The organism is Cellulophaga omnivescoria (assembly GCF_027915275.1).
Taxonomy (GTDB): Bacteria; Bacteroidota; Bacteroidia; order Flavobacteriales; family Flavobacteriaceae; genus Cellulophaga; species Cellulophaga omnivescoria.
On sequence record NZ_CP115819.1, the window covers coordinates 1,656,238 to 1,668,690 of the forward strand.

The window sequence follows — 12,453 nt, forward strand, 5'->3', positions numbered from 1 at the left end:
AAGAATCTTAATATAGATTAACTTTTTTGGTAAATAGAGAAATCTTATGTTATCATTCGTTATAATAATGTTAGGATGTATGGTAAAACCCTACTTATACACTATATTTGTAAATTGTTTAGAACTAAACCAAATTAAATTTGTGTTTAACTCTAATTTAAATAAAGATTAGTATGATAAAAGTCTCAGATACAGCAAAGAAGAGAGTCATAGATTTAATGACAGAAAGTGGTTTTGATGCTGAAAAAGATTTTGTGCGTGTTGGTGTTAAAAGCGGCGGATGTAGTGGTTTATCTTACGAGTTAGATTTTGATAAAACTACAACAGATACAGACAAAGTTTTTGAAGATAATGCGGTGCGAATTGTAGTAGATAAAAAAAGTTTTTTATATCTAGTAGGAACTACTTTGGAGTATTCTGGAGGATTAAACGGAAAAGGTTTTGTGTTTAATAACCCAAATGCACAAAGAACTTGTGGTTGTGGCGAGAGTTTTTCGTTATAAACAATGATTAAAATTATAAAAGCAAAGATTTAAAAATTAGCTAGTAAAATAGTGTTTTTAGTAGCAAATTAAGATGATATGGCATATACAGAAGAAGAGTTAAAGAAAGAGCTAGAAACCAAAGAATATGAGTACGGTTTTTATACAGACATAGAATCTGATACTTTTCCTATAGGATTAAGTGAAGAAATTGTAGTAGCTATTTCTAAAAAGAAAAATGAGCCTAAGTGGATGACAGACTGGCGTGTTGAAGCATACCGTGTTTGGGAAAAAATGGAAGAACCAGACTGGGCAAACGTAAATTATGAAAAACCAGATTTTCAGGCAATAAGTTACTATTCTGCCCCAAAAAAAGCAGATCCTAACAAAACTTTAGACGATGTAGATCCAGAGTTGTTAGAAATGTATAAAAAGCTAGGTATTTCTATAGACGAACAAAAGAAATTGCAAAATGTTGCTGTAGATATTGTTGTAGATTCTGTTTCTGTTGCCACTACTTTTCAAAAAACATTAGCAGAAAAGGGTATTATTTTTATGCCAATTTCTGAAGCTATACAAAAACATCCAGATTTAGTACGTAAGTATTTAGGAACTGTAGTACCAACTACAGATAACTTTTACGCAGCATTAAACTCGGCTGTTTTTACAGATGGGTCTTTCTGTTACATACCTAAAGGCGTACGTTGCCCTATGGAGCTTTCTACTTATTTTAGAATTAACCAAGCAGGTACGGGTCAGTTTGAGCGTACTTTGGTGGTAGCAGATCAAGAGAGTTATGTAAGTTATTTAGAAGGTTGTACTGCGCCATCTAGAGATGAAAATCAATTACACGCAGCCGTTGTAGAATTAATTGCAATGGATGACGCAGAAATTAAATACTCTACCGTACAAAACTGGTTCCCAGGAAACAAAGAGGGTAAAGGTGGTGTTTATAATTTTGTTACAAAAAGAGCTTTGTGCGAGAAAAACGCAAAAGTATCATGGACACAAGTAGAAACCGGTTCTGCGGTTACTTGGAAATATCCTTCTTGTATTTTAAAAGGAGATAACTCTATTGGAGAGTTTTATTCTATTGCAGTAACAAACAATTACCAACAAGCAGATACTGGTACAAAAATGGTTCACCTTGGTAAAAATACCAGAAGTACAATTATTTCTAAAGGTATATCTGCGGGTAAATCTCAAAATAGCTATAGAGGTTTGGTACAAGTAAGTAGTCGTGCAGAAAATGCGCGTAACTTTTCTCAGTGCGACTCTCTTTTAATGGGTAATGAGTGTGGTGCACATACATTTCCATATATAGAGGCTAAAAACAAAACTGCTATGATAGAGCATGAGGCAACAACAAGTAAAATTGGTGAAGACCAAATTTTTTATTGTAACCAACGTGGTATAGATACAGAAAAAGCAATTGCATTAATAGTAAACGGTTTTAGTAAAGAGGTATTAAATAAGTTGCCAATGGAATTTGCTGTGGAAGCACAAAAACTATTAGAAATTAGTTTAGAAGGCTCTGTAGGATAAGCTTGTTTCTTTAACAAAGAAACGCTTGGTGGTGTTTTTAGATAAATGAAAAAAACGCTCAAAAAAACAAAAGAATAATAAAGAACATTAAAGTAGCGATAAAATGCTTAAAATTAAAGATTTACACGCTAGTGTAGAAGGCAAAGGAATTTTAAAAGGGATTAACTTAGAAGTTGGTGCTGGTGAAGTACATGCTATTATGGGTCCAAACGGATCTGGTAAAAGTACATTGGCATCTGTTATAGCTGGTAATGAAACTTACGAAGTTACTGCAGGAGACATCTTTTTAGATGAAGAAAACATTGAAGACCTTTCTCCAGAAGAAAGAGCTCACAACGGTGTATTTTTATCTTTTCAATACCCTGTAGAAATTCCTGGTGTATCTGTAACTAACTTTATGAAAACTGCTATAAACGAGTCTCGTAAAGCTAAAGGTTTAGAAGATATGCCTGCTAAAGACATGCTAAAGCTTATTCGTGATAAGTCTGAGTTGTTAGAAATAGACCGTAAGTTTTTATCTCGTTCATTAAACGAAGGTTTTTCTGGTGGCGAAAAAAAACGTAATGAAATTTTCCAAATGGCAATGCTAGAGCCTAAACTTGCTATTTTAGATGAAACAGATTCTGGTTTAGATATTGATGCATTACGTATTGTCGCTAACGGTGTAAATAAGTTAAAAAATAAAGACAATGCTATTGTTGTAATTACACACTACCAACGTTTGTTAGAGTACATTGTGCCAGATTATGTACACGTACTTTATAATGGTAAAATTGTAAAGTCTGGAACTAAAGAACTTGCCTTAGAGTTAGAAGAAAAAGGATACGATTGGATTAAGCAAGAAGCGGCAGTTTAAAAAAGTACTGAGTTATATGTTTAATGTATATATCAAATACATTAAATTTTCACTTACTACTCAACATTAAATAATATGGATTTAAAAGATAAATTAGTTTCTTCATTTTTAGCGTTCGAGAATAACGTAGACGTACACAACCCTGTGCACGATGTACGTACAGAGGCTATTAAAAATTTTGAGACTAAAGGTTTTCCTTCTAAAAAAGAGGAAGCCTGGAAATACACCTCGTTAAACAGCTTACAAAAAATAGATTTTAGCATCTTTCCTAAAAAAGAAAGTTCTTTAGAATACAAGGATGTTAAAAAATACTTTATTCATCAAATAGACACTTATAAAATAGTGTTTGTAGATGGTGTGTATAGCTCTAACTTGTCTGAAACTACACATGATGGTGTAGATATTTGTTTAATGAGCGCAGCATTAACTAAACCAATGTATAAGGCTGTTATAGATGTTTATTTTAATAAAGTAGCTTCTAAAGACGAGTCTTTAACAACACTAAATACAGCCTTTAGTAGAGAGGGAGCATACATTTATATACCAAAAAATAAAGTGCCAAAAAAACCAATAGAGATTATACATTTCTCTACTGGTAATGATGCTGCTTTAATGTTGCAGCCGCGTAACTTAATTATTGCCGAAGAAAACTCAGAGATGCAAATTATAGAGCGTCACCAAAGTTTAACTAGCAATGCGGTATTAACAAACTGCGTTACAGAAATTTTTGCTGCAAAAAATGCAATTGTAGACTATTATAAGGTGCAAAACGATGTAGATTCTGCATCTCTTATAGATAACACTTACGTAGATCAAAAAGATGGTAGTCACGTAAAAGTGCACACTTTTTCTTTTGGAGGTAAATTAATGCGTAATAACCTAAATTTTTACCAAAATGGAGAACGTATAGATTCTACCATGAAGGGTATAACTATTATTGGAGACAAGCAGCACGTAGATCACCATACACTTGTACACCATATACAACCAAATTGTGAGAGTCACCAAGATTATAAAGGTATTTATGCAGACAGCGCTACAGGTGTTTTTAATGGTAAAATTATAGTAGATAAAATTGCTCAGAAAACAAATGCTTTTCAGCAAAACAATAATATATTAATTAGTGATAAAGCTACTATTAATACAAAACCACAATTAGAGATTTTTGCAGATGATGTAAAATGTTCTCACGGTTGTACTATTGGTCAGTTAGATGAAGAAGCTTTATTTTACTTACAGTCTAGAGGTATACCTAAAAAAGAAGCAAGAGCATTACTAATGTATGCCTTTGCAAATAACGTATTAGAAAGCGTACGTATACCAGAATTAAAAGTTAGAATTAATAAATTAATAGCTAATAAACTAGGTGTTAATTTAGGTTTTGACTTGTAAAAAATACAATCTGATAGCTTAAAAAATTATGCAGAAAACAACCCTAGATATCCAAACAATACGCAAAGATTTTCCTATTTTAAGTAGAACTGTAAATGGGCAGCCTTTAGTGTATTTAGATAATGCAGCAACATCGCAAACGCCTAAACAGGTATTAGATGTTATTGTGGACTATTACAGTGGTTACAATGCAAATATACATAGAGGTGTGCACACACTTTCTCAAGAAGCTACAGATAAGTATGAGCAGGCTAGAGCAACAATACAACATCATTTTAATGCCAAACATACACATGAAATAATTTTTACTGCTGGTACAACACACGGTATTAACCTTGTTGCAAGTGGTTTTTCATCACTATTAAAAAAAGGAGATGAAATTATTGTTTCTGCATTAGAACACCACTCTAATATTGTGCCTTGGCAAATGTTATGTGAGCGTACTGGTGCTATTTTAAAAGTTATTCCAATGAACCAAAATGGTGAATTGGATATAGAGGCGTATTATAAATTACTATGTAGCAATACTAAACTTGTTTTTTGTAACCACGTTTCTAATGCTTTAGGTACAGTTAATCCTATAAAAGAAATTATAAACGCTGCACACAAGGTTGGTGCAGCTGTTTTAATAGATGGCGCACAGGCTGCACCACATATAAAAGCAAACGTGCAAGCTTTAGATGTAGATTTTTATGTTGTATCTGCACATAAAATGTGCGGACCAACAGGGGCTGGTATGTTATACGGTAAAGAAGAGTGGTTAACCAAACTACCTCCTTACCAAGGTGGTGGAGAAATGATTGCAGAGGTTACTTTTGATAAAACAACCTATGCAGATTTGCCACATAAGTTTGAGGCTGGTACACCTAACATTTGCGGTGGTATAGCTTTTGGTGCTGCTTTAGATTATATGAATGCTATTGGTTTTAGTGCTATTGCAGATTATGAGCATGAACTGTTAGAGTATGCAACGGCACAATTATTAACTGTAGACGGACTTAAAATTTACGGTACAGCAGAACAAAAAACATCTGTAATATCTTTTAATGTAGGCAGCATTCACCCATATGATATTGGTTCTATTTTAGATAAATTAGGAATTGCTGTACGTACAGGTCACCATTGTGCTCAACCTATAATGGATTTTTACAAAATACCAGGTACTGTAAGGGCTAGCTTTAGCTTTTATAATACAAAAGAAGAAGTAGATATTTTAGTTGCTGGTGTAAAAAGAGCAGTAGCAATGCTACAATAAAAAGTTAATTACTACACGCTAATTTGATAAGCACTTTTGTTATCGTATTTTTGTTTTAAATATAAACGCTTCGGCTTTGTGTAAAATTAAAAAGGAACTATGACAATTAAAGAAATACAAGAAGAAATAGTAGACGAGTTTTCTATGTTTGATGACTGGATGCAACGCTATGAATATATGATAGATCTTGGAAAGTCATTGCCTTTAATAGATGAGCAATACAAAACCGATGATAATATTATTAAAGGATGCCAAAGCAAAGTTTGGGTTCATGCAGATTTAGAAGGAGATAAACTTTCTTTTACCGCAGATAGTGATGCTATTATTACCAAAGGAATTATAGCCATTTTAATACGTGCTTTTAGTGGGCAACACCCTAAAGATATTATTGATGCAGATACCAGTTTTATTGATGAAATTGGATTAAAAGAGCATTTGTCTCCTACAAGAGCAAATGGTTTGGTAAGTATGATTAAGCAAATAAAAATGTACGCCATTGCATACCAAACGCAATTAAAATAACAACAAGTAACAAGTATATAAGTTATGAGTGAAGCAGTAGATACACACCAATTAGGAGAAGATATTGTAAAAGTTTTAAAAACCATTTACGATCCAGAAATTCCTGTAGATATATATGAACTAGGTTTAATTTACGATGTTTTTGTAAATGAAGATAATGATGTTAAAATACTAATGACATTAACATCTCCTAACTGCCCAGTTGCAGAATCTTTACCTGTAGAAATAGAAGAAAAAGTAAAATCCTTAGACCTTGTAAAGGGTGCCGAGGTAGAAATTACTTTTGATCCGCCTTGGACACAAGAATTAATGAGTGAAGAGGCTAAATTAGAGCTTGGACTTTTGTAATTAGTAGTTAAATTTTCTGGTATTTAAATCTTACTATATGGCACAGTCTAATGAAATTATAAATAGAGTGGCAAGTTCTAAACTTGTTACTTTTGACTTGGAAGATTACTTTCCAAAGGAAGAAAAAGTGCTTTTAGATATAAAAGATTGGCTTTTTGAAGGCTTTATTTTAAAAGAAAAAGATTTTAGAAAACATATTGCAAATCACAACTGGGAGCAGTATACTAATGCCTATGTAGCTTTACATTGTTCCACAGATGCCATTGTGCCTGGTTGGGCATATATGTTAATTACTACGCAGCTACAACCACATGCAAAATATATAGTGCAAGGAAACCTAGAGGAATTGTACTCTTCTGTTTACCAGTCTATTATAGCTAACTTAGATTTTTCTGTTTATAAAGACAAACCCGTTATTATTAAGGGTTGTAGCAACAAGCCAGTGCCGCCAAATGCATACTTATGGGCTACAGCAAAAATGCAGTCTTACGCTAAAAGTATTATGTACGGTGAGGCCTGTTCTTCTGTGCCTCTATACAAGAGAAAATAAAAATTGGTTTTTATTTTAAAGAACTATACTTACATTTGCGGTTCATTAAACCATTAAAAAAAACTATAAAATGAAGAAAATTGTTTTAACAGCAGCATTATTATTTGTTGCAACTGTATCTTTTGCACAAACAGAAGAAGAATTAAAAGCAGAGCAAGCAGTTAAAAAAGATTCTGTTGCTGCAATACAAGCAAGAATTGGAGCTATACAAGCTAAGTTAGACGCTATGCCAGGGTGGAAAATGGGTGCTTTTGGTACTATTGGTGGTACTATCTCTAGTTTTGATAACTGGTACGCTCAGGGTTCTCCAAACAATAACTCTGGTAACATTGGTTTTACAGTTAATGCATATGCCAATTTAAAAGAAGATAAATTTTTCTGGAGAAACTCTGCTAACGTTAACCTTGCTTGGGTAAAGTTAGATGATAAAGATAATCCTAACGATAGTGATAAGTTTGAAGGTACTACAGATGTTTTTACATTAACATCTTTATATGGGCGTAAATTGTCTGAGAAATTTGCTATATCTGGTTTAGCAGAATACAGAACTACTATATTAAATAACTTTAATGATCCTGGTTACTTAGATTTAGGTGTTGGTGCTACATGGACTCCAATACAAGATTTAGTAGTGGTAATACACCCATTAAACTATAACTTTGTTTTTGCAGATAACGACGCTGTTTTTGAGTCTTCTTTAGGTGCTAAAATAGTTGCAGATTACACTAAAAAAATTGGAGCAGTAAACTTTAAGTCTAACTTGTCAATGTTTCAAAGCTACAAAAGCTCAGACTTGTCTAACGTAACTTGGACAAACTCTTTTGGGTATACACTTTGGAAAATGATTGGTGTTGGTTTTGATTTTGGTTTAAGAAGCAACAAACAAGAAGCTTTAAACTATGCTTTAGGTCAGTTTGATGCTACTGCGGTTCCTGCACAAGCAGTTCCAGATTTTGAAAACGTAGATAATAAATTACAATCTTTTTGGATGCTAGGTTTAAACTATGCATTTTAATACACTGTAATTACAATATAAAAAAAGACCGCAATTGCGGTCTTTTTTGTTTTATGTATGTACTTTACTTGTTAAGCAGTTTTAAGTAGCTTGTGCTGTTCATCCAAAAAATTTAAGGACTTTAATAAGCTGGCATAAAAAGCAATGCTTCTGTCATCCCTTTCTATACAAGATCGTAAAAAGTCTTGTAAATCTAAATAATAAAAGTTTGCTTTAAAAGTAGGTAGGTATGTGTTTATAGTATTAGGATTGTAAAACGTATCGTCTATTACTAAATCCATATCTAACCTTTTTCTAAAGTAATCTATAGTTACCTCTGTGGCGTTATAGTGTTTTTTAATAATTGCAGTATGTAACGCTCTAGATTTATCATCTATTCTTTGTGAACATGTAGAAGAAATTAAACTATAGATGTTGTTTTCTATCCTTGATTTAATATCTGTATTTTTCATTCTATTTTTTGATTAATTGATACCTCTAATTTACCAAATAATCTGCAAAAGCCTGTTAATCAGCGTTTATAATTAACACTTGGTCTATGCCTTTGTTGTGAAACATTAAAAAAGTGTTGTGAAAGTATCTTAAACTGATGTCACAAAATTGTAAAATTTAACAAAAATTAAATTGTAAGAAATAACTTTCTTGCCAGAATTGCTCTCATCACTTGTAAACACTGGAGGTTTAAGTCCTTTGTTATGAGCTATTTGGGTATAGTATTCTTCTTTGCTCGGGTAATTAGGGTACACAGCATTAAAAATCTCGTTCCAATAGTTTTTTTCTATTATTAGCTCTATAATTGAAATACAGTCTGTAATATCTATCAAATTAATAGGATAGTTTCCATTAGTTACTTCATTTTTTTTAACTAAATGATAAATTGGATGTCTACCATTACCAATTAAGCCTCCAAAACGTATTATAGTAGCTTTTAAGCTACTATCATTTAAAAATAACTGTTCTATTGCTACTAATTGTTTTGCGGCGCTTGTTTGGGGCTTAGGTGTGGTTTTTTCGGTTATGTCCCCATTTAAATTACCATAAACAGATGTGCTGCTAACAAAAATTACTTTTTTTACGTTTGTAATTTTACATTGTTTATGTACAATTTTCATTTTAGCAAGGTAACTACTTGCGTCTCCATTTTTCATTCTTGGCGGAATATTGATAATGAGTATATCTACATTGCTTAAAAAAGCATCTAATTGTGTAGTAAAGTCATTATCATTTAAATCAACTAAAAAAGGTATTATAGAAAGCTCTTTTAGGAGACTCAATTTATCTTTAGTAGTAGTACTGCCATTAATTTTATATCCTAGCTTTTGCAATGAAGTGGCTAAAGGTAAACCCAGCCATCCGCAGCCAAATACGGCTATTTTGTTATTCAAAATTTTACTGTTTTTGTAATTAGTATTGCATCGTTTAAAACAAAAGGCATAGGTATTTCATTTACAGGTCTTGCGGGTATGCTAAAATGTTGGTTGGTTAGCAAATCATTAGAGGCCTCGTAAAAAGTAAGTTCTAAAGGTGCATTTGGCTCCAAAATTAAACTAATTTCTGTGTAGTTGTTATTGCTAATGTAATGTGTTATAAACTTATTTGTTGTATTTAATAAAGAGTAGTCAGGCAATGGTACTCCGTTTGCTGTGGCTTTTGCTAAAGCTACATTATTTTTATAAATATCTAAACGGTTTACATTACGCTGCGGCGTAATACAAATTTTTAAATGTCTTTGGTTATTTATAAGTGTATCAACTGTTTTTTCAATTTTAGGTACAAGTATATTTTTTATTGGAGCATTAGTAACGTATGTAAAGTTAGAGTTGTATTTACTGCTAATTGTATTGCTGGCCAATTGCTGTGGTTTTGTTTTTGTATTGTTTACATATTGTGCCGTCCACTCTGTTAAATAACTGTCATAAGTAGCCCATTTAGCAGTATTGCTGTTAACGTCTAATACATAAAGTAAACTACTAGGTTTGGCATTATTTTTTGTAAAGTTAGACTTTAAATGTGCCATTGCAAAACCACCTAAACTTAACAATAGACAAAGTAATGCAAGTCTGTTTTTATGTTTGTAAAAGCCAAATATTGGCGTAATAGCAATAAATAAAAGTGTTGTTAAAACAGTACTTGCAACCAACATTTTTAAACCAAGACCAACTGGAAACATTTTTACAAAAGGAGCAAATATGGCTAATAGCGGTAAGGTTAAAAAGAATAGTAAAAAAGGATTTGGATTTTTTTGGTTGCTAGCAATCATAAAAGACACTAATAGGGCAAATACAGGTACTATTGTGTAACTGGCGCCTTTTAAAAATGCTGCAGCCATACCAGAAATTACAAGCCATATAAATATTGGCGCAACTACTAAATTTGGTGTTTTTAGTTTTTTAAATTTATGGTAAACGTAAAAGCATACAGCCAAAGTCAAAAGAGTAAATGTTGCTATGTAGGTGTAGCCGTTGTAGGTAAAGCCGTGTAGAATATCTTTGTATTGTGGGTAAATAATTTTTAAAACGGTATAACTAAAATAGCCAACTACGCCCGTAATAAGTAAGGATATAAGTAGCGGAGCAAAGCCAACTATAATTTCTTTGGCATCTAATTTCTTATTTTTAAAACCTAATATAAGTAGTGTTATAAATAGTAGAACAGCAATAGCAAACATTGGCCAAATCCAGCTAAAAGGGTAGGACACTGTTTTAAATACAGGAACGGTAAAGTAAATAGTGTCTTTATTGGTTTTTAAGGTTGATAAGTTTGCATCTGCAAAATGTTGTAACAACGGCATTAAGTAGCTTCCTTGGTGTGCCAAAGTTTTTTTGTCTAAACGCTCATAATTATCTTTCTCTGTGTGATAGTCAAAATGATCATCTATAAAAGCAAAATTAAAACCTTGTATATCTGCATCTTCTCTAAAAACAGTTAAATCTGTGTCGTTAGGAAGCATTTTATAAATACTATAAGCTAAAGAATTTGCAACAGGATATTCTGGGTTGGCAGCGGTAAATTCTTCAATAAGTCTGCTGTTTCCTTGGTTGGTCTCAATAAGCATATAACTAGGGCCACCACTACCACGAGCTTCAAAATTTAAAACCAAACCAACATCTTTTGCCCACGGATGTTTATTTACAAAAAGTTCAGCTCCATTTAAGCCAAGTTCTTCACCATCAGAAAATAAAATTATAATATCGTTTTTTGGGGTTTTATTTTCTTCTAAGTAGGCACGTACGCTTTCTAAAATAGTAGCTACGCCGCTACCTGCGTCACTAGCGCCTAATGAGGAATGTGGATTGCTATCATAATGCGAAAGCAGCAACAAAGCATTGTTGCTATTTTCTCCTTTAATTTTTGCTAAAATATTGCTAGCATATGATAAATTTCCCCAATCACCAGCAGTGTAACCTTCTTGTAGTGTAGTTTTTAAACCAAGTTTGTTTAATTCATTAATTATATAATTTTTTACCTCGGTATGCCCTTTAAAACCTATTGCGTGTGGTTTTTTGCTAATTTCTGCAACGTGTTTTAATGCCCTGTCTGTAGAGAAAGATGTTTTAGTAGCGCTACTATCTTCCTTATATGTTGGCATTATAGTGCTAAAACTTAGGTAAGTGGCTAGTACTAAAAGTAATAAGATTAAAACTCTTGCTATTTTGCTCATTTTATTGCGTATTTCCAAATTGATACCTTAAAATTATACAAATTTGGTGCTTTTAACGCAATTTATTTAGATAATTCATTAAAAATCACTAAGTTTAAGATTAACCTAAAACTAAATATTATGGGAATAAAAAGCTTTCAAGGAGTGCGGAAGACCATTAAAAAGGAATTTGAAGCACCAATTTTAGTAGAGGATTATATGACTAAAAAACTTATTACGTTTAAACCAGACCAGTCTATTTTAGAAGTTATGGAGCTGTTTACCAAGCACAATATTTCTGGTGGGCCGGTTTTGGATAATAACGGATTTTTGGTAGGTATTATTTCTGAGGCAGATTGTATGAAACAAATCTCGGAGAGTCGCTATTTTAATCAGCCAATATTAAACAAAAGTGTAGAAAATTTTATGACCAGAGATGTAGAGTTTATTTCTCCAGACATAAGTATTTTTGACGCTGCAGGTATTTTTGTAAAGCACAATAGGCGTAGACTACCTGTGCTTAAAAACGATATTTTAGTAGGGCAAATTAGTAGAAAAGATGTAGTAGTTGCAGCATTAAAGTTAAATGGGCAAAATTATAAATAGCGTACCTTATGATTTCTATTTTTATATGAATGGTTTCTGTCCCCAGAAACCATTTTTTTGTTATTTATTCTTTACGTAAACCTCATTTTTAACATAATATTATAAAATACACCTCTTCATTTTAATAATTGTGTTGATATTCTTTCATTTTGTTGTCATTTTATTAGTTTTTTAGAAAAAATTAACAAAATTAAAAAATGGCACTATGTTTTATTGTCTATTTTGGCATGCAAATTTGTAAT

General features: G+C 32.2%; 13 protein-coding genes. 10 read left to right on the forward strand and 3 right to left on the reverse strand.

Translation table 11 applies throughout. The annotated features are described in order from the left end of the window. The first annotated feature begins 173 nt into the window (after nucleotides 1–173). The 9 genes from PBN93_RS07350 (at nucleotide 174) to PBN93_RS07390 (ending at nucleotide 7,965) form a co-directional block, all read left to right on the forward strand. Nucleotides 174–503, forward strand: a complete 330-nt coding sequence (locus PBN93_RS07350) for a HesB/IscA family protein (RefSeq protein WP_077400872.1) — start codon at nucleotides 174–176, stop codon at nucleotides 501–503. A gap of 78 nt (nucleotides 504–581) precedes the next feature. Further along, the gene (gene sufB / locus PBN93_RS07355) at nucleotides 582–2,027 is read left to right on the forward strand and encodes a Fe-S cluster assembly protein SufB (protein ID WP_077400875.1); all 1,446 of its coding nucleotides are present in this window, start codon (nucleotides 582–584) and stop codon (nucleotides 2,025–2,027) included. A gap of 103 nt (nucleotides 2,028–2,130) precedes the next feature. Next, entirely contained in the window at nucleotides 2,131–2,883 is a 753-nt protein-coding gene (sufC, locus tag PBN93_RS07360; protein WP_271081805.1) for a Fe-S cluster assembly ATPase SufC, read from the forward strand. 75 nt (nucleotides 2,884–2,958) lie between these two features. Further along, nucleotides 2,959–4,275 carry a Fe-S cluster assembly protein SufD gene (gene sufD / locus PBN93_RS07365; protein ID WP_077400881.1) on the forward strand — a complete coding sequence of 439 codons (1,317 nt, stop codon included), beginning with the start codon at nucleotides 2,959–2,961 and terminating at the stop codon, nucleotides 4,273–4,275. A 28-nt stretch (nucleotides 4,276–4,303) separates the two neighbouring features. Beyond that, nucleotides 4,304–5,530 (forward strand): aminotransferase class V-fold PLP-dependent enzyme, encoded by a 1,227-nt coding sequence (locus tag PBN93_RS07370; protein ID WP_271081806.1) that lies wholly within the window; start codon nucleotides 4,304–4,306, stop codon nucleotides 5,528–5,530. A gap of 99 nt (nucleotides 5,531–5,629) precedes the next feature. Then, nucleotides 5,630–6,052: a SufE family protein gene (locus PBN93_RS07375; RefSeq protein ID WP_077400886.1), complete on the forward strand. Its 423-nt coding sequence runs from the start codon at nucleotides 5,630–5,632 to the stop codon at nucleotides 6,050–6,052. Nucleotides 6,053–6,076: 24 nt separating this feature from the next. After that, complete coding sequence (locus tag PBN93_RS07380; RefSeq protein WP_013621087.1) at nucleotides 6,077–6,400, forward strand: DUF59 domain-containing protein; 324 nt, start codon at nucleotides 6,077–6,079, stop codon at nucleotides 6,398–6,400. A gap of 37 nt (nucleotides 6,401–6,437) precedes the next feature. After that, a complete protein-coding gene (locus PBN93_RS07385; RefSeq protein WP_077400889.1) occupies nucleotides 6,438–6,950 on the forward strand; it encodes a DUF2480 family protein in 513 nt (170 codons plus the stop codon). A gap of 70 nt (nucleotides 6,951–7,020) precedes the next feature. Continuing rightward, on the forward strand, nucleotides 7,021–7,965 hold the full coding sequence (locus tag PBN93_RS07390; RefSeq protein ID WP_077400892.1) for a DUF3078 domain-containing protein: 945 nt from the start codon (nucleotides 7,021–7,023) through the stop codon (nucleotides 7,963–7,965). 71 nt (nucleotides 7,966–8,036) lie between these two features. On the opposite strand, the gene PBN93_RS07395 is transcribed toward PBN93_RS07390, so the two are convergent. The 3 genes from PBN93_RS07395 to PBN93_RS07405 all read right to left on the reverse strand — a co-directional run bounded on the left by PBN93_RS07395 (nucleotide 8,037) and on the right by PBN93_RS07405 (nucleotide 11,626). Next, nucleotides 8,037–8,417 carry a hypothetical protein gene (locus tag PBN93_RS07395; RefSeq protein ID WP_077400895.1) on the reverse strand — a complete coding sequence of 127 codons (381 nt, stop codon included), beginning with the start codon at nucleotides 8,415–8,417 and terminating at the stop codon, nucleotides 8,037–8,039. 129 nt (nucleotides 8,418–8,546) lie between these two features. Further along, a complete protein-coding gene (locus PBN93_RS07400; RefSeq protein WP_271081807.1) occupies nucleotides 8,547–9,350 on the reverse strand; it encodes an NAD(P)H-binding protein in 804 nt (267 codons plus the stop codon). Then, the gene (locus PBN93_RS07405) at nucleotides 9,347–11,626 is read right to left on the reverse strand and encodes a M28 family peptidase (protein ID WP_271081808.1); all 2,280 of its coding nucleotides are present in this window, start codon (nucleotides 11,624–11,626) and stop codon (nucleotides 9,347–9,349) included. Before PBN93_RS07405 ends, PBN93_RS07400 begins: the two co-directional genes overlap by 4 nt. 120 nt (nucleotides 11,627–11,746) lie before the next feature. Between PBN93_RS07405 and PBN93_RS07410 the strand changes: the two genes are divergently transcribed. Further along, on the forward strand, nucleotides 11,747–12,211 hold the full coding sequence (locus PBN93_RS07410; RefSeq protein ID WP_077400900.1) for a CBS domain-containing protein: 465 nt from the start codon (nucleotides 11,747–11,749) through the stop codon (nucleotides 12,209–12,211). Nucleotides 12,212–12,453: the final 242 nt, after the last annotated feature.